Source organism: Brucella sp. H1_1004, assembly GCF_047308065.1.
Lineage (GTDB): Bacteria > Pseudomonadota > Alphaproteobacteria > Rhizobiales > Rhizobiaceae > Brucella > Brucella pseudogrignonensis_B.
On the sequence record NZ_JAYKZA010000002.1, the window covers coordinates 1,025,957 to 1,042,071 of the forward strand.

The window sequence follows — 16,115 nt, forward strand, 5'->3', positions numbered from 1 at the left end:
GCGGTTTTATTTCGCTTGAAGGATAAAGATATGGCGCTCCAGAGTATGACAGGGTTTGCGCGCCACGCGATACAGTATGGCGCCGACGGTAATGAAGCGCGGATCGTGTGGGAAGTACGCTCGGTCAACGGCAAGGGACTGGACCTGCGTTTGCGCTTGCCGCAGGGCTTGGAAGGCGCAGAGCATGCGATACGCTCGCTTCAGGCCCGCTATTTCTCGCGCGGAAACTTTCAGGCCAGCCTTAGTGTTGAACGCGCAGAGGTGCAGGCCGGTTTTGCAATCAATCAGGCTATGCTTGATGAGGTTTTGAAACTCGGCGCTGAGCTGCAAGCCCGCCATGGTCTGGCACCAGCAAGTGTTGACGGTATTCTTGCGCTGCGTGGTATCATTGATCAGACGCAGGTGAGTGAAGACGACAATGCACGTGCCGGGCTTGAGGCTGCAGTTGTTGCGGCCTTTGAAGGGGCGCTGAAAGCCATTGCCGAAGCACGCAAGCATGAAGGACAGTCGCTTTTTACGATTTTGTCCAGCCATGTGGATGCGATTGAACGCCTGACGCGTGAAGCGCGCAATGATCCATCGCGCAGCATCGAAACCATCCGCGCCAAGCTTGGCACTCAGGTTGCGCTGCTGATGGAAACCGGGCGCGATCTCGATGAAGCGCGGCTTTATCAGGAGGCGGCTTTTCTCGCCACCAAGGCAGACATTCAGGAAGAGCTGGACCGGCTTGAAACCCATGTGGCCTCCGCCCGAAAGCTTCTTGCTGATGGCGGACCAATCGGGCGCAAGCTCGACTTTCTTTCGCAGGAATTTAATCGCGAAGCCAATACGCTGTGTTCAAAATCGAATGCAGCGTCGATTACGGCAATCGGTCTTGAACTGAAAGCCGTTGTCGATCAGTTTCGCGAACAGGTACAGAATCTGGAGTAACGGAAAATGGCCATCTCTTCGGTCGAACATGGCATTGCGCGTCGCGGTCTGATGGTGGTGATTTCATCACCATCGGGTGCTGGCAAATCGACAATTGCGCGGCAATTGCTAAGCGATGCGGATATGAACCTTTCGCTGTCCGTTTCCGTGACCACGCGTGAACGTCGCCCAAGCGAAATTGAAGGCGTACATTACCACTTTATCACCAAGCGCGAATTTGAGCGCCGTCGCGACAATGACGAGCTGATCGAATGGGCGGAAGTGCACGGCAATTTCTACGGCACACTACGCCAGACGGCTGAAGAAGCGCTGGCCGATGGCAAGGATATGCTGTTCGATATCGATTGGCAGGGTGCTGAGCAGTTGCAAGCCAAAATGCCTGCCGATGTCGTGTCGATTTTCATTCTGCCGCCAACCATGCGTGAGTTGCAGAACCGTCTCAATCGCCGCGCGGAAGACACCGCAGATGTGATCGAGACCCGCTTGCAGAATGCGCGTTTTGAAATCCAAAAATGGGCGAAATACGATTATATCGTCATCAATGAGGACCTTCAGCGCTCTTATGCAGGCATTAAAGGTATCATCATTGCTGAGCGTCTGCGCCGTGATCGCCGTCCGGGACTTTTTGAATTTGTCGAAGGTCTTCTGGAGGAAAACCCAGGGATCTGACACGGGTCAAAGCGCGGGGAGGGCGTGACGTGAGGCCAGTTGTTATCGTTACTGGCGGCGGCAGAGGTATTGGCGCCGCCACCGCACTTCTTTTTGCGCGTGAAGGTTATAACGTTTGCATCAGCTATTTCAGCGATGCAGATGCGGCACGCGGAGTTGTCTCAACGTGCAAAAATTTTGGTGCTAAGGCAATCGCCGTGCGCAGTGATGTCGCCAACCGACAAGATGTCGCCGACCTGTTCGCCGCCTGTGACCGTGCGCTTGGTGCGCCACAATGTGTCATCAACAATGCAGGCGTAATTGGCCAGGCGACGCGCATCGAGGGGCTTTCTGAAGAGGCGCTCGAAAAAACATTCAAAACAAATGTCTTTGGTTTGCTCTATTGCACTCAGGAAGCCGCACGCCGCATGTCTACAACAAATGGCGGCGTAGGTGGCACAATCATCAATATTTCGTCCGTTGCGGCAGTTCTCGGAAGCCCCGGCGAATATGTGCATTACGCTGCATCAAAAGGCGCCGTCGAGACCATTTCCATCGGCGCAGGCAAAGAGCTGGCTCCCGAAGGTATCCGCGTCAATGCCATTCGTGTTGGGACAACCAATACGTCTATTCACGCAACGAGTGGCAACCCTGATCGACCCGCAACAATCGCTGCCATGACACCCATGGGACGCATCGCCGAGCCGGAAGACATTGCACAAACCGCGCTGTGGTTAGCATCGGTTAAATCAGGATTTGTGACCGGAACTGTCATAACAGTCGCGGGTGGCTTGAGCGCTTGATTGTTTTGCCAACCAGTCGGCAAAGTTTGGAACAGGATCAGTCGAGCCTGATCTTCACTCGATCCGTATCGGCTACCAATTGCAGAAATGCTTCCAAAAAGGGCTTGCCGCCAAGCGTTGTTAAATCGCGCAGGGCTTCCACATTTCTAAATACCAGTTCACAGTCTCCGGGCCATCCGGGGCCGCCCCATTGCACACCATCCCAGAATGAATCGAGCGTATAGCCGAAGGATTCCGGGTCGAGCACGGGCACTGTGTCGAGATAGCGTTGCCAGAGTTCGTTGGGGGATTTTATGCCGGTACAGTCGATTTCATAGACCGGCGGCATCAGTCGACCAGAATAAGGATTGCATCCACTACAGCCAGCGTGAAGAGCAGCGCAATCATGGTTGCAGCTGCTATCACCATCATACGCTTTTGTCGGGAATGCTTTTCAGGCTGCTTTCCGCTCCAGTCATATGGTGTTTCAGGCATAATCTCCTCCAGTCAGGTATTTGCAGCAAGTTTGCACTTTATAAGGACTGGATTGCAATACGATTGCCTTCGCTATCTGAGATTTCTGCCACAAACCCGTTTTCCCCGATCGCAGTTTTGGGAAACAGGACTTCGCTGCCTCGTTCTGTCGCCTTTGCGATGACTTGGTCTATGTCGTCAACACTGAGATAGACGATAGCGCCATGAATGGTTGGGACGTAGACTTCACCTTCCGCCAGCGCGCCGCTTGCACCGTCTTTGCCTTCCTCAAATGGAAAATAGGCCATGCGGTTGCCGTGGATTTCAACCACATCCCCAAAGCTGATGCCAAAGACCGCACTATAGAACGCGATGGCACGTTCAAGCTTCGTCACTGGAATTTCAACATGCGCGATGATGTTCACACGGGCGCTCCATAGCGGGCAGGTGATGCTTCGCTGGCTTTTCGGATGGAGTTGAGAATGCGGCCCCGGATGATGCCACTGACGGGCCGGATCAGATACCAGTAGGGCGTGAAACGCAGATGACTTCTGCGATCTGGACAGAAGACACGCGTTTCCGTGACAAGCCGCGTTTTGCCGCTCTGTTCAGACACGATGAAGGCAAGCGCGAGCTTGGCGACCCCCGGCATTCTGAAGGCCAGATAGTCTTTGCTGTTTTCTATTTTATGAAGGCCGAAATCTGCCTTCCAGAATTGCCCTACCAGTCCATAAACCAGTGCTTCGCCGGGCTTGTGTTCCAGCAGAGTAAATTCATGCAGCCCAAACGGTGGGGCGACCGTGCTTTTCCGTCCGCGCAGCCGTGCAAGCGCACGCATTGGCACTTCGCGCAGTGCAATCATGCTACGGAAAAATGCATCCGTTTCGGGTCGGTAGTTCATTGCGGCCTGCAAGACAGTTTCCGGCGAAGCGCTGACATTGCAGCCATGCACTTCGCTGAAACCATAGTCCGGCAGATATTTATCGATCAGTTGCATGAGCGGGCTTTAAACTGCCGTACCGCCCACAGTCACCTGATCCATACGGAGATGCGGCTGACCGACACCGACCGGCACCCACTGTCCGCCCTTGCCGCAATTGCCCGAACCGGTGTCGAGCTTCATGTCATTGCCGATCATCGAAATGCGCTGCATGGCATCCGGGCCATTGCCGATCAGCATCGCGCCCTTGATCGGTGCACCAATCTTGCCATCTTCGATCATATAAGCTTCTGTGCAACCGAACACGAATTTGCCGGATGTGATGTCCACCTGACCACCACCGAAGGAAACGGCATAAATGCCCTTCTTCATGGAGGCGATGATCTCTTCCGGCGACTTGTCGCCTGAAAGCATATAAGTGTTGGTCATGCGCGGCATCGGTGCGTGTGCATAGGATTCACGCCGCCCGTTACCGGTCGCTTCCATACCCATCAGACGCGCATTCTGCCGGTCCTGCATGTAATTGACGAGCTTGCCATCCTCAATCAGCACCGTGCGATTGGTTGGCGTGCCTTCATCATCGATGGTCAAAGACCCGCGACGCTCCGAGATCGTACCGTCATCGACCACGGTTACGCCTTTCGAGGCGACTTGTTGGCCGAGCAGCCCTGCGAAGGCTGACGTCTTTTTGCGGTTGAAGTCACCTTCAAGGCCGTGGCCGACAGCCTCATGTAACATGACGCCCGGCCAGCCATTGCCCAGCACAACATCGTAAGTGCCTGCAGGGGCAGGGATCGCCTCAAGATTAACTAGCGCCTGGCGCAAGGCTTCATCGGCGACGCTCTGCCAGCTTTCGGTGGTGATGAAATCGCCAAAGCCCTTGCGCCCGCCAAGCGTATGCGAGCCGGATTCCTGCCGGTCGCCATTGCCGGCAACCACCGAAACACTCAGCCGCACCATCGGGCGAATATCGCGCACGAAATGACCATCCGCGCGCAGAATTTCGACCTGCTGCCACGAGCCTGCCATTGAGACTGAAACCTGCCGCACCTTCGGATCCTTGGCACGCAGATAGGCGTCAATTTTTTGCAGGAGCTGAACCTTTGCATCAAAGGTTGGCGAGCCGATTGGGTTCTCGTCAGTGTAAAGATGGCGATTGGTGCCAGCAGGTGCTGCCGCATAGTTACCGCTATGGTCGCTAAGCGTTGCAGAAACTGCGTCTGATGCGCGCTTGAGGGCTGCAACGGACATGTCGCCTGCATGAGCGTAGCCGATAGCTTCGCCCGCTACAGCGCGCAGGCCAAAACCTTGTTCCTGATTAAACGAGCCGGTCTTGAGGCGGCCATTGTCAAAGACGAGTGCTTCCGCCTCGCGATACTCCATGAAGAGTTCGCCGTCATCGCTGCCTTTCAGGCTCTGCGAGACAAGGCGTTCAATATCGTCACGGTTTACGTCGAAGCTATCAATCAGGCTTTTCATAAAAATAATCCTGCGGCATGTGTTTGCCACAGGATGTAAGCGCTAAATCGGTTAAGAACAACCATCAGATTAACAACTGTCGCGATTGTGGTGATGACGAGGCGAAAACCGTGTGTCGCGAGAACCGGAGCGCAGTGTACTTAACGGTACATGAGCACCGGAAGCGCAGCGGGATGCGGTTTGCAGCCCGTCAGCGCCAGAATCTTATCAAGGCAGGGCGTCGAAGCCTTCACCAAACGCTGTTAGATCAACCGGAATGCCGACGCCTTCTTCCGGTGTCTGGAAGACGATGAAGGTTGCAGACTTACCGTTGCGGAATGTGTTGAGCAGTTCGTCTTCGAGGATGACTTCTGCGTAGCAACCATCTTCAAAGCAGCGCACGAAATAAGCGCGACCGATATCTTTCCCGTCGACATTCAGACCGAGGCCGTTTGGCAGCAATACGCCGAGCGGTGCGAGGACACGCAGGATACGTGCCTTGTTGTCGGCGGTCTTGAGAACAACGACTGAAAGGCCGAGTTCAGGGCGCTTGGCGGCAACCACATTCTGAATGAGGGCGCATTGTTCAGTCTTGGCACCCGCTGGCGTATCGCACAGGATCGCCCAAGGGCCATGCTGCGACTTCAATGTGCCACTCTGCTGTGGTGTCGAAGGCGACTGCCCGGATTCCTGTTGTGCACTTGGTGCAGGCAGCTGCGCAGGCGCTTGCTGTGCGGAAGATGGCAAAGTTGCAGCCGAAACAGCCAGAGCTGCACCTGTTGCAAGGATTGCAAGGCGCTGAAAGATCGGGCGGCGGTTGGATGGGCGGAAAATCATGAAATCTCCAGATCGAATCACCGGGACGTTATCCTCTCAAACACGCGGTGAAAAGCTATTGTCGCTCCCGCACCATGATCGAAAAGGCTTTGCCAGCATCGCATCTGCGATGCTTTCCACGGCAGTTGCATCCATTATCATGCGGCACGTTAAATGAAACCTTATTCTAAATCATGGCTTCATTATGTGACTTTCCGGGTTTTCCCAAGTTTTCGGAGGCTTGTGTTGGCTTTCTCGCAGACTGTTCCTGAATTTGGGGTACGAAGCTCTGATGCAGACTCACGCGCAAAAATGCCGCACAGGAACATATTCGCCTTCCTTGCGGTGTGGGTTAAGGTGTGATTTGAACGCTGACGGGGGATACGGCCGTCTGTACGTCCGGCGTCCAGCTCGAAAGGGCAAAAAGGGAGAGAGTTCTGGTGGATAAAATTGTTGCCACAACGAGGGGTGCCATCGTTGGTGCTTCCGCTTTGCTGTGGACCGGTGGTGCCGCTCTGGCGGATCAGCCACGTCCGTGGGAAATGACATTTCAAGCTGCGGCTACGGGAATAGCCGAACAGATTCATTGGTTTGAGCGCTACACGCTCTGGTTCATCGTGCCGATCACACTGTTGGTTCTGGCGCTGTTGATCTGGTGCGTGGTGAAATTCCGCGCCAGCGCAAATCCCGAGCCATCCAAAACCAGCCATAACACGGCGATTGAAGTCATCTGGACTGTTGGTCCGGTGATTATCCTGCTGTTTCTGGCGGTTCCGTCGTTTCAGCTTCTGACCGCTCAATATTCGCCTCAGGATCCGACGCTGACCGTTAAAGCAACGGGTTATCAGTGGTATTGGGGCTATGAGTATCAGACAGAAAACCCGGTCAGCTTTGATTCGCTCCTTCTCAAGGCCGCAGATCGTGCAGCCGAGGGCAAGGAAGATCTGGCTGTCTATCCTCGTTTGCTGGCGGTCGATAATGAAGTGGTGGTGCCAGTCGGGACAACTGTTCGGCTGCTTGTGACTGCCGCAGATGTGATTCATTCGTGGACGATTCCAGCTTTCGGTGTGAAGATGGATGCTATTCCAGGTCGCATTAATGAGGCCTGGTTCAAGGCAGACAAAGAAGGTCTTTATTACGGCCAGTGCTCTGAGCTTTGTGGTAAGGATCACGCCTATATGCCGATCGCCGTGCGTGTCGTCTCTGACGAGCAGTACAATACATGGCTGAGCGCAGCGGCGACAAACTTGCAAGATGCAAACAAGGCGCTCAGGTCTGAGCTTGAAAGCAATACAAATGACAAGGTAGCTGCGGCGAGCTTTTAAAAGCGCTGTACGCAACACTGTTGAAAGACGGGAGCGAATTCCATGGCTGGCACAGCAGCTCACGAGCATGGAGCCCATAATGCGCATGACGATCACAAGCCAAAAGGCTGGGTGCGCTGGGTTTATTCTACCAATCACAAAGATATCGGTACGCTGTATCTGATCTTTGCAATCACGGCAGGCATTATCGGCGGCGCATTGTCTATTGCGATGCGCGCTGAATTGCAGGAACCGGGCATCCAGATTTTCCATGGTCTGGCGGCGATGGTTTATGGCGTTGAAGGTGATGCGGCACTTGATGCCGGAAAGCACATGTTCAATGTGTTCACCTCGATGCACGCGCTGATCATGATCTTCTTCATGGTCATGCCAGCGCTTATCGGCGGCTATGCCAACTGGATGATTCCGCTGATGATCGGCGCACCGGATATGGCGTTCCCACGCATGAACAATATCTCGTTCTGGCTGCTGCCACCGGCATTGTTGCTGCTGTTGATTTCACTGTTCATGCCTGCTTCACCCGGTACGTGGGGTGTTGGCGGCGGCTGGACTTTATATCCGCCGCTCTCAACCAGTGGTCAGCCGGGGCCGGCGATCGACTTTGCAATTCTTGCGCTGCATATCGCAGGTGTGTCGTCGATCCTTGGTGCGATTAACTTCATCACCACGATCCTCAACATGCGCGCTCCGGGCATGACGCTGCATAAGATGCCGTTGTTCGCCTGGTCGGTACTGGTAACTGCATTCCTGTTGCTTCTCTCGCTTCCTGTTTTGGCCGGTGGCATTACGATGCTGCTCACAGACCGCAATTTCGGCACATCATTCTTTGCACCGGAAGGCGGCGGTGATCCAATCCTCTACCAGCATCTGTTCTGGTTCTTTGGTCACCCGGAAGTTTACATTCTGATCCTGCCCGGATTTGGTATCGTCAGCCACATCATCTCGACCTTCTCGCGCAAGCCGGTCTTTGGCTATCTCGGCATGGCCTATGCGATGGTCGCAATTGGCGTGGTCGGCTTTGTGGTCTGGGCTCACCATATGTATACGGTGGGGCTGTCACTTGATACGCAGCGCTATTTCGTATTCGCGACGATGGTTATCGCGGTGCCGACAGGCATCAAGATATTCTCCTGGATTGCGACCATGTGGGGTGGTTCTATCACCTTCCGCGCACCGATGCTCTGGGCGATTGGCTTCATCTTCCTGTTCACCGTTGGTGGTGTCACGGGTGTTCAGCTCGCCAATGCCGGTCTCGACCGCGCCCTGCATGACACATATTACGTTGTGGCGCACTTCCATTACGTGCTTTCACTGGGGGCTGTGTTCGCAATCTTCGCAGGCTGGTATTACTGGTTCCCGAAGATGAGCGGCTATATGTATGACGAGTTCACCGCGAAGCTCCATTTCTGGGTCACCTTCATCGGCGTTAATCTCGTTTTCTTCCCGCAGCACTTCCTCGGTCTTGCTGGTATGCCGCGTCGTTATATCGACTACCCGGATGCCTATGCAGGCTGGAACATGGTGTCGTCTTACGGTTCCTACATTTCAGGCTTTGCTGTGCTGATCTTCCTTTACAATGTCTTCGAGGCATTTGCGAAGAAGCGTGAAGCAGGCGCAAACCCATGGGGTCCTGGTGCGACAACACTGGAATGGCAGCTTTCATCGCCGCCGCCTTATCACCAGTGGGAACAGCTTCCGCGTATAAAGTAAACGTGCTGAGGGCGAGAACCTGAAAGGGGTTCGCCCTCAGCCAAAACTGTGTTATGTGCAGGCGGCATTCATTTCCGTCTGTCATCGGCTGACGTTCAAGAACGACGCTTTCGATAGGAAGAATGCATCTCCGGGAGGTATAGTCGTTTTGGATTGCTGATCTGTGCTCAGGGCCGGGCGCAGCATTGGCCCGGTGAGTTTGAGGTTGTTGAAGTTAATGTCTCTGGTGGAAAAAAACGCAGTTTCCGAGGATGCATTCGCTCTTTCAGAGGCGACTGCACGGGATTATATCGTCCTGCTGAAACCGCGGGTCATGTCGCTTGTGGTGTTTACAGGCCTTGTCGGTCTGGTGCTTGCGCCCGGTCATATGAATCCGGTTCTGGCTGCGATCAGCATCCTGTGTATTGCAGTTGGTGCTGGCGCATCAGGTGCGCTTAACATGTGGTATGACGCCGATATTGACGCGGTCATGAAGCGCACCAAAAAGCGCCCAATACCCGCAGGTGTGATTGCGCCCAATCAGGTTCTGGCATTTGGACTCACGCTCTCGGTGTTTTCTGTGCTGACACTCGGTCTGATGGTCAACTGGCTTTCCGCCGCCTTGCTGGCATTCACCATTTTCTTCTACGCCGTTGTCTATACGATGTGGCTCAAGCGCTCGACACCGCAAAACATTGTGATTGGTGGCGCTGCCGGAGCTTTCCCGCCAATGATCGGGTGGGCAGCAGCAACCGGTGAGATCACATGGGACAGTGTCGTCCTGTTCATGATTATTTTCCTTTGGACGCCACCACATTTCTGGGCGCTGTCGCTCTTCTCCAGCACGGACTACGAAGCTGCGCGAATTCCGATGATGCCAAATGTTAAGGGCGAATTGTCCACACGCCGCCAGGCAATGCTCTACGCGGTTATTATGGCGCCCGTTGGTGTACTGCCTTACCTGATGGGCTTTGCTGGCATCACCTATGGTGTGATTTCGTCACTGCTTGGTCTGGCTTTTGTTTATTACGCGTGGCGCATGTGGATGGCAGAAGGCCAGTCACAGATGCTTCTTGCGGCGCGCAAGCTGTTCCGCTTCTCGCTGATTTATCTCTCGGCGATTTTCGCTGTACTGCTGTTTGAAGCTTTGGCGATAAAGTTGCTGAATGGCTTTGGTATCCTCTGAGGAGATGGAATGGAGAGCGTCGTGACAGAAAAGACAGGGCAGAACCTGCCTACAGAAAAACTGGAACTGATTGTTCCGACGCCTTCGCAGAAAAAAGCGCAGCGCAATCGCTCGATTGGTCTGGCGATTGCCCTGCTGTTGTTTGTGGTGCTTGTTTATATTGGCACCGTTGCCAAGCTTGGTGCCAATATATTCGCTCGGACGATTTAATCGGCCTGAACTGATCGACTGTTATTCGTTTTCGGGAGGAGAAAATGGTTCAACAGCATGAGAGTGACGAAAAGCAGAAGAAGCTGAACCGCTCGAACCGAACGGTCGCTATTGCCTGCGTTTCTTTTTTCCTCTGCATGATTGGTGCGGCCTACGCTTCCGTTCCCCTCTACCGCATTTTCTGTCAGGTCACTGGCTATGGCGGTACAACGCAGCGTGTCGAGCAATATTCGGATACGATCCTCGACCGGACGGTCAAAGTGCGTTTTGATGCCAATACGTCGAATGCTCTGCCTTGGGATTTCAAGCCAGCGCAACGTGAAGTCACCGTTCGCATCGGTGAAACCACAATGGTCAAATATGATGCGCGTAATCTGTTCGATGAACCGACATATGGACGCGCAAGTTTCAATGTCGCGCCGGGCAGGGCGGGAGCCTATTTCAACAAGGTTGAGTGTTTCTGCTTTACCGATACGACGCTGCAACCGGGTGAAAGCATGGAAATGCCGGTTGTATTCTTCGTTGATCCTGAAATCGTCAACGATCCAGATTTGAAGGACGTGAAGACAATCACGCTGTCCTATACGTTCTTCCCGATTGATAAGCCGAAGCCTGTTGCGAATGCAAAACTGGCTCCGGCTGGTAATAACGGAAGCTGACAAAACAGAATGCTTGCGGCACATAATGCCGCAAAGACAAACAAGCAGCACGGCTCTATGTTGTGTGAAGAAGGGAACGGTCTGATCCTGCCATTGGCGGACAGGCTGGAATGCATGAGAGAGGGCCCTCACGGGTCGCATGGGGAGAGACATGGCCAACGTTCACGAGAAGAATCACGATTATCACATTCTTGCACCCAGTCCCTGGCCGTTTCTGAGCTCGGTGGGCGCATTTGTGTTGGCCATTGGTGGCATTGCATGGATGCGATACATCAATGCGGGTGATTTGCCTTTCTTCGGCATCAATCTGGCGACACCGTGGCTCTTCTTCATTGGTCTGGCGATTGTGCTTTATTGCATGTATGCATGGTGGGCAGACGCAATACGCGAAGGCCGCGAAGGTCATCATACCCGCGTGGTCGCGTTGCATCTTCGCTACGGCATGATCATGTTCATTGCCTCTGAAGTCATGTTCTTTGCAGCATGGTTCTGGGCATTCTTTGATGTCAGCCTGTTTCCGAATGAAGTGCATCAGGTTCTTCGCGCTGAGTTCACCGGCGGTCAGTGGCCTCCGAAGGGCATGGAAGTGCTCGACCCGCTGCACCTGCCGCTTTACAATACGGTCATCCTGCTTTTGTCCGGCACAACGTTAACATGGGCGCATCATGCGCTGCTGCATAAAGACCGTACGGGCACGATCATTGGCCTGATCCTGACGGTTGCGCTCGGTATCCTGTTCTCCTTCGTGCAGTTCTTTGAATATGCCCATGCGCCTTTCGAGTTCAAAGATTCGATTTATGGTTCAACCTTCTTCATGGCGACTGGTTTTCATGGTTTCCACGTCATCGTCGGCACGATCTTCCTACTGGTGATTTTGTTCAGAGCGATGAAAGGCGATTTCACGCCGGAACGTCATTTTGGTTTTGAAGCGGCTGCATGGTACTGGCACTTTGTGGACGTGGTGTGGCTGTTCCTTTTCTGCGCTATCTACGTCTGGGGCAGCTGGGGCGCACCATTGCACGGCGGCTGATCAGCAAATGGGACGAAATGAGGGGGTGGCCTTGGAAACTTGGCCGCCCCTCATTCTTTTGTCAGGAGGATTTTATGTCAGACCATCATCTTTATCCGCCTGTGGACCCGGTTAAGAGCGGAGTGACAGGGCATTGCCCGCGCTGTGGCGAGGGGAAACTGTTTAAGGGATTTCTCACCGTTGCGCCGCGTTGCAGCGCCTGTGGGCTTGACTATACATTTGCCGATTCCGGGGATGGTCCCGCAGCATTCGTGATCCTGCTCATTGGCTTTATTGTTGTCGGCGCGGCTCTTTGGCTGGAGGTCAATTATGGGCCACCGCTTTGGGTGCATTTTCTGTTATGGGTGCCGCTGGCGATTATCTTGAGCCTTGTTGCCATGCGTAGCATGAAAGGTGTTCTGATCAATCTGCAATATCGCAACAAGGCGGCACAGGGCCGTCTGGATGATGGCCAATGAACAAGGCGCATAAGCCGCAACGGTTTCCATGGGGTGTGCTGATCGCATCTCTGATCGCATTCGCAATCCTGATTTCGCTCGGAACATGGCAAGTTGAGCGGCTTCACTGGAAAGAGGCGTTGCTGGCGTCGACACAACAGCGTGTGCATGAAGCGCCGTTGCCTTTGGCTGAAATTGAGAAAATTTACCGCGAACAAGGAACGGTCGAGTATCGCCCTGTGACCGTTTCAGGCACATTCATGCACCAGGGGGAGCGGCATTTTCTGGCGACCCACGACGGGCAGTCGGGCTTCAACGTCTATACCCCGTTGATGCTTGAAGACGGGCGCTTTGTGCTGATCAATCGCGGCTTTGTGCCTTATGAGAAAAAAGACCCGCAAACGCGTCTTGATGGCCAGCTCGACGGACCCGTCACAATCACCGGGCTGGCGCGCGATCCGCTCACAAGCAAGCCGGGTTACTTCTTGCCGGATAATGATACGGTTAAAAATATTTTCTATTGGAAAGACTGGTCTGCAATGGCCGAAAGTGCTGATATTCCGTCGTTAGACGATGCGGTGCCTTTCTTTATCGACGCTGATAATACACCAAATTTTGGCGGTTTGCCGATTGGCGGGATAACTATTATCGATTTTCCAAACAATCATCTTCAATATGCTGTGACGTGGTATGGTCTTGCTTTGGCCCTGTTAGGGGTTGTCGTGACGTGGTTCTGGCGGTATCGAAAGGCTACAAAGACTTGACACAGGCCGCTTTGAAGCCCACTTCCGGCTTTATATAATTTGCGCCTCACGCCGAACCCAGCGAGCACGCTATATGATCGATAACCGCCCCCCTCTGGAAATCCGCCTTTGCGGCCCGCGTGGTTTTTGCGCTGGCGTTGACAGGGCTATTCAGATCGTCGTGCTGGCACTGAAGAAATACGGGGCGCCGGTCTATGTGCGTCATGAAATCGTGCATAATCGTTATGTCGTTGAGGGTTTGCAGTCACGCGGCGCGATTTTTGTAGAAGAACTTGATGAGATCCCGGCAGAACATCGTGACCAGCCGGTTGTATTTTCGGCACATGGTGTCCCGAAATCCGTGCCGGCGGATGCAGAGTCCAAGAATCTTTTTTATCTTGATGCAACATGTCCGCTGGTTTCAAAAGTGCATAAACAAGCCATGCGCCATCAGCGTCTTGGCCGTCACGTGATTTTAATCGGTCACTCCGGGCACCCTGAAGTGATCGGTACCATGGGGCAATTGCCTGAAGGGACAGTTACGCTGATTGAGACGGTCGAAGACGCGCGGACTATTGAGTTTTCTGACCCGGATAATCTCGGCTTTGTGACCCAGACCACGCTTTCAGTGGATGATACGGCGGGCATCATTGAAGAATTGCAGCAGCGTTTCCCAAATCTGACAGCACCAGCCGCAGAATCGATTTGCTATGCCACCACAAACCGACAGGAAGCCGTGCGCCACGCGGCACCCGGCTGCGACCTGTTTCTGATCGTTGGCGCCCCAAACTCCTCTAACTCCAAACGTCTTGTTGAAGTTGCGGAAAAGGCGGGGGCCGGAACGTCGATGCTGGTCCAGCGTGCGTCTGATATTGAATGGGACAAGGTGGGCGATATTTCGGTCGTCGGCCTTTCGGCTGGTGCTTCTGCACCTGAAATTATCGTTGATGAAATCATGGATGCCTTTAAAGCTCGTTTCGATGTGAGGATCGAACTGGCTGAGACGACCGTTGAAACAGAAAACTTTCTGGTGAACCGCGAAATTCGCGATGTTGAGCTGACGGTGCAGGATATGGCATTCGTTAACGGCGAAAACAGGGTTGTCGGAATACCTAAATTAGAGCGCATCCCGAAAAGTGTGTAACGGTTCTCGGATAAGGTGCGCGATAGAAACAAGCGCATCCCGAAAAGTGTGTAGCGGTTTTCGGATAAGATGCGCGATAGAAACAAGCGCATCCCAAAGAGTGTATGGCTGCTTTGGGATGAGATGCGCGTGGTGAATATGGGGAAATAAGCGGCATGGCCGTCTATACAGACATTAACGAAATCGAGCTGGGTGCTTTTCTTGAGCAATATGACATCGGTGCTCTGACTTCTTATAAAGGCATTGCTGAAGGTGTCGAGAACACCAATTATCTCCTGCACACAACGACAGGGTCTTTTATTCTCACGCTTTATGAGAAGCGTGTGAACCGGGATGATCTGCCGTTTTTCCTTAACCTGATGCAGCATCTGGCCAAGCGCGGTCTGGAATGCCCGCAGCCTGTTGTGCGCCGTGATGGCGCGATGATTGGCGAGCTTGCGGGGCGTCCGGCGGCAATCGTGACCTTCCTCGAAGGTATGTGGATGCGCAAGCCAACGGTAGCACATTGCGAAGAAGTTGGCCGTGGCCTCGCCGAAATGCACCTCGCAGGCGAAGATTTTGATATGCGCCGCCGCAATGGTCTGACGCTGCCCGATTGGCGTCCGCTGTGGAACCTATCAAAGGAACGTGCAGACAGCGTTGAGCCGGGTCTGGTTGCCGAAGCAGAAGCCGATCTCACTTATCTCGAAAAGAACTGGCCGTCAGGATTGCCAGAGGGCGTGATCCACGCCGATCTGTTTCAGGATAACGTGTTTTTCCTTGGCGACCGCCTGTCGGGTTTCATTGATTTCTACTTCGCTTGCACAGATATTCTCGCCTATGACGTGGCAGTGTGCCTCAATGCATGGTGCTTTGAGAAAGATTTCTCCTATAATCTCACCAAGGGGGCGGCCCTTCTGCGTGGCTACAATTCAGTGCGTCCGATTTCGGTTGCGGAAATCGAAGCGCTGCCTGTTTTGGCGCGCGGGGCGGCGGTTCGCTTCATGCTGACCCGTCTTTATGACTGGATTAATGTGCCGGAAGGCAGCTTTGTCATGAAGAAAGACCCGATGGAATATGTGCGTCGTATGCGCTTTCATCGTCAGGTCACATCGGCAAGTGAATATGGTCTTGAATTGAGCGGAGCTGACGCGTGAAGCATATCGAGGCTTTCACCGATGGCGCGTGTTCTGGCAATCCCGGCCCCGGTGGTTGGGGTGCGATCGTGCGCTGGAATGGCCATGTGAAAGAATTGAAGGGCGGTGAAGCCGACACCACCAACAATCGCATGGAACTGATGGCGGCAATTTCGGCTCTATCCGCGCTCAAAGAGCCATGCGAAGTCGATCTTTATACCGACAGTGTTTATGTGCGTGATGGTATTTCTGGTTGGATTGAGGGTTGGAAGCGCAATGGCTGGAAGACAGCCGCGAAGAAGCCTGTGAAGAATGCCGAGCTGTGGCAGGCGCTTGATGAGGCCCGCAAGCCGCACAAAGTGACGTGGCACTGGGTCAAAGGCCATGCAGGGCACCCGGAAAATGAGCGAGCGGACGAGCTTGCCCGTGCCGGTATGGAGCCATTTAAGTATAACGGGCACAAGTCACTTCAGGTTAAGTAACGACCTTTAGATTTTTGTATCTGAAAAAGCCGCGCTGAAATTCAGCG

At 53.8% G+C, this 16,115-nt stretch carries 20 protein-coding genes; 14 read left to right on the forward strand and 6 right to left on the reverse strand.

Annotated elements, in window-relative coordinates; all coding sequences use genetic code 11:
* Positions 1-30: 30 nt before the first annotated feature.
* From U2P60_RS12140 to U2P60_RS12150, 3 genes are read left to right on the forward strand one after another with little or no spacing between them, the layout of a single operon-like run.
* Positions 31-930, forward strand: a complete 900-nt coding sequence (locus tag U2P60_RS12140) for a YicC/YloC family endoribonuclease (RefSeq protein WP_413572826.1) — start codon at positions 31-33, stop codon at positions 928-930.
* Between the two features lie 6 nt (positions 931-936).
* On the forward strand, positions 937-1,599 hold the full coding sequence (gene gmk, locus U2P60_RS12145; RefSeq protein ID WP_413572827.1) for a guanylate kinase: 663 nt from the start codon (positions 937-939) through the stop codon (positions 1,597-1,599).
* 29 nt (positions 1,600-1,628) lie between these two features.
* Positions 1,629-2,381 (forward strand): SDR family oxidoreductase, encoded by a 753-nt coding sequence (locus U2P60_RS12150; RefSeq protein WP_413572828.1) that lies wholly within the window; start codon positions 1,629-1,631, stop codon positions 2,379-2,381.
* Positions 2,382-2,418: 37 nt separating this feature from the next.
* On the opposite strand, the gene U2P60_RS12155 is transcribed toward U2P60_RS12150, so the two are convergent.
* The 6 genes from U2P60_RS12155 to U2P60_RS12180 all read right to left on the reverse strand — a co-directional run bounded on the left by U2P60_RS12155 (position 2,419) and on the right by U2P60_RS12180 (position 6,069).
* Entirely contained in the window at positions 2,419-2,709 is a 291-nt protein-coding gene (locus tag U2P60_RS12155) for a hypothetical protein (protein ID WP_413572829.1), read from the reverse strand.
* Positions 2,709-2,855: a hypothetical protein gene (locus U2P60_RS12160; RefSeq protein ID WP_313828086.1), complete on the reverse strand. Its 147-nt coding sequence runs from the start codon at positions 2,853-2,855 to the stop codon at positions 2,709-2,711. Before U2P60_RS12160 ends, U2P60_RS12155 begins: the two co-directional genes overlap by 1 nt.
* 38 nt (positions 2,856-2,893) lie before the next feature.
* On the reverse strand, positions 2,894-3,259 hold the full coding sequence (locus tag U2P60_RS12165) for a VOC family protein (protein WP_413572830.1): 366 nt from the start codon (positions 3,257-3,259) through the stop codon (positions 2,894-2,896).
* On the reverse strand, positions 3,256-3,831 hold the full coding sequence (locus tag U2P60_RS12170) for a hypothetical protein (protein ID WP_413572831.1): 576 nt from the start codon (positions 3,829-3,831) through the stop codon (positions 3,256-3,258). Before U2P60_RS12170 ends, U2P60_RS12165 begins: the two co-directional genes overlap by 4 nt.
* A gap of 9 nt (positions 3,832-3,840) precedes the next feature.
* The gene (tldD, locus tag U2P60_RS12175; protein ID WP_413572832.1) at positions 3,841-5,253 is read right to left on the reverse strand and encodes a metalloprotease TldD; all 1,413 of its coding nucleotides are present in this window, start codon (positions 5,251-5,253) and stop codon (positions 3,841-3,843) included.
* A 207-nt stretch (positions 5,254-5,460) separates the two neighbouring features.
* Entirely contained in the window at positions 5,461-6,069 is a 609-nt protein-coding gene (locus U2P60_RS12180; RefSeq protein ID WP_413572833.1) for an invasion associated locus B family protein, read from the reverse strand.
* A 452-nt stretch (positions 6,070-6,521) separates the two neighbouring features.
* On the opposite strand from U2P60_RS12180, the gene coxB reads away from it, so the two are divergent.
* The 11 genes from coxB (at position 6,522) to rnhA (ending at position 16,068) form a co-directional block, all read left to right on the forward strand.
* Positions 6,522-7,373: a cytochrome c oxidase subunit II gene (gene coxB, locus U2P60_RS12185; RefSeq protein WP_313828604.1), complete on the forward strand. Its 852-nt coding sequence runs from the start codon at positions 6,522-6,524 to the stop codon at positions 7,371-7,373.
* A gap of 42 nt (positions 7,374-7,415) precedes the next feature.
* Positions 7,416-9,083, forward strand: coding sequence for a cytochrome c oxidase subunit I (gene ctaD / locus U2P60_RS12190; RefSeq protein ID WP_313828091.1), 1,668 nt, complete (start codon positions 7,416-7,418; stop codon positions 9,081-9,083).
* Positions 9,084-9,300: 217 nt separating this feature from the next.
* Positions 9,301-10,248: a heme o synthase gene (cyoE, locus tag U2P60_RS12195; RefSeq protein WP_413572834.1), complete on the forward strand. Its 948-nt coding sequence runs from the start codon at positions 9,301-9,303 to the stop codon at positions 10,246-10,248.
* 9 nt (positions 10,249-10,257) lie between these two features.
* Complete coding sequence (locus tag U2P60_RS12200; protein ID WP_250040302.1) at positions 10,258-10,458, forward strand: hypothetical protein; 201 nt, start codon at positions 10,258-10,260, stop codon at positions 10,456-10,458.
* Between the two features lie 44 nt (positions 10,459-10,502).
* Positions 10,503-11,117, forward strand: a complete 615-nt coding sequence (locus U2P60_RS12205) for a cytochrome c oxidase assembly protein (protein WP_413572835.1) — start codon at positions 10,503-10,505, stop codon at positions 11,115-11,117.
* Positions 11,118-11,268: 151 nt separating this feature from the next.
* The gene (locus U2P60_RS12210) at positions 11,269-12,147 is read left to right on the forward strand and encodes a cytochrome c oxidase subunit 3 (protein ID WP_413572836.1); all 879 of its coding nucleotides are present in this window, start codon (positions 11,269-11,271) and stop codon (positions 12,145-12,147) included.
* Positions 12,148-12,221: 74 nt separating this feature from the next.
* Positions 12,222-12,605: a DUF983 domain-containing protein gene (locus U2P60_RS12215; protein WP_313828097.1), complete on the forward strand. Its 384-nt coding sequence runs from the start codon at positions 12,222-12,224 to the stop codon at positions 12,603-12,605.
* Complete coding sequence (locus tag U2P60_RS12220; RefSeq protein WP_413572837.1) at positions 12,602-13,348, forward strand: SURF1 family protein; 747 nt, start codon at positions 12,602-12,604, stop codon at positions 13,346-13,348. The genes U2P60_RS12215 and U2P60_RS12220 overlap by 4 nt, the downstream gene beginning before the upstream one ends.
* A 73-nt stretch (positions 13,349-13,421) precedes the next feature.
* A complete protein-coding gene (ispH, locus tag U2P60_RS12225) occupies positions 13,422-14,471 on the forward strand; it encodes a 4-hydroxy-3-methylbut-2-enyl diphosphate reductase (RefSeq protein WP_413572838.1) in 1,050 nt (349 codons plus the stop codon).
* A 155-nt stretch (positions 14,472-14,626) separates the two neighbouring features.
* Positions 14,627-15,607, forward strand: coding sequence for a homoserine kinase (locus tag U2P60_RS12230; RefSeq protein WP_413572839.1), 981 nt, complete (start codon positions 14,627-14,629; stop codon positions 15,605-15,607).
* Positions 15,604-16,068 (forward strand): ribonuclease HI, encoded by a 465-nt coding sequence (gene rnhA / locus U2P60_RS12235; RefSeq protein WP_413572840.1) that lies wholly within the window; start codon positions 15,604-15,606, stop codon positions 16,066-16,068. The genes U2P60_RS12230 and rnhA overlap by 4 nt, the downstream gene beginning before the upstream one ends.
* The last annotated feature ends 47 nt before the right edge of the window (positions 16,069-16,115 follow it).

What these genes read in the sequence shown, in the direction of transcription:
- ctaD (WP_313828091.1), top strand. Translation starts at nt 7,416, where the DNA reads ATGGCTGGCACAGCAGCTCACGAGCATGGAGCCCATAATGCGCATGAC.
- ispH (WP_413572838.1), top strand. Translation starts at nt 13,422, where the DNA reads ATGATCGATAACCGCCCCCCTCTGGAAATCCGCCTTTGCGGCCCGCGT.
- U2P60_RS12215 (WP_313828097.1), top strand. Translation starts at nt 12,222, where the DNA reads ATGTCAGACCATCATCTTTATCCGCCTGTGGACCCGGTTAAGAGCGGA.
- U2P60_RS12140 (WP_413572826.1), top strand. Translation starts at nt 31, where the DNA reads ATGGCGCTCCAGAGTATGACAGGGTTTGCGCGCCACGCGATACAGTAT.
- cyoE (WP_413572834.1), top strand. Translation starts at nt 9,301, where the DNA reads ATGTCTCTGGTGGAAAAAAACGCAGTTTCCGAGGATGCATTCGCTCTT.
- U2P60_RS12180 (WP_413572833.1), bottom strand. Translation starts at nt 6,069, where the DNA reads ATGATTTTCCGCCCATCCAACCGCCGCCCGATCTTTCAGCGCCTTGCA.
- U2P60_RS12210 (WP_413572836.1), top strand. Translation starts at nt 11,269, where the DNA reads ATGGCCAACGTTCACGAGAAGAATCACGATTATCACATTCTTGCACCC.
- U2P60_RS12205 (WP_413572835.1), top strand. Translation starts at nt 10,503, where the DNA reads ATGGTTCAACAGCATGAGAGTGACGAAAAGCAGAAGAAGCTGAACCGC.
- U2P60_RS12155 (WP_413572829.1), bottom strand. Translation starts at nt 2,709, where the DNA reads ATGCCGCCGGTCTATGAAATCGACTGTACCGGCATAAAATCCCCCAAC.
- gmk (WP_413572827.1), top strand. Translation starts at nt 937, where the DNA reads ATGGCCATCTCTTCGGTCGAACATGGCATTGCGCGTCGCGGTCTGATG.
- U2P60_RS12220 (WP_413572837.1), top strand. Translation starts at nt 12,602, where the DNA reads ATGAACAAGGCGCATAAGCCGCAACGGTTTCCATGGGGTGTGCTGATC.
- U2P60_RS12230 (WP_413572839.1), top strand. Translation starts at nt 14,627, where the DNA reads ATGGCCGTCTATACAGACATTAACGAAATCGAGCTGGGTGCTTTTCTT.
- U2P60_RS12200 (WP_250040302.1), top strand. Translation starts at nt 10,258, where the DNA reads ATGGAGAGCGTCGTGACAGAAAAGACAGGGCAGAACCTGCCTACAGAA.
- U2P60_RS12170 (WP_413572831.1), bottom strand. Translation starts at nt 3,831, where the DNA reads ATGCAACTGATCGATAAATATCTGCCGGACTATGGTTTCAGCGAAGTG.
- U2P60_RS12160 (WP_313828086.1), bottom strand. Translation starts at nt 2,855, where the DNA reads ATGCCTGAAACACCATATGACTGGAGCGGAAAGCAGCCTGAAAAGCAT.
- tldD (WP_413572832.1), bottom strand. Translation starts at nt 5,253, where the DNA reads ATGAAAAGCCTGATTGATAGCTTCGACGTAAACCGTGACGATATTGAA.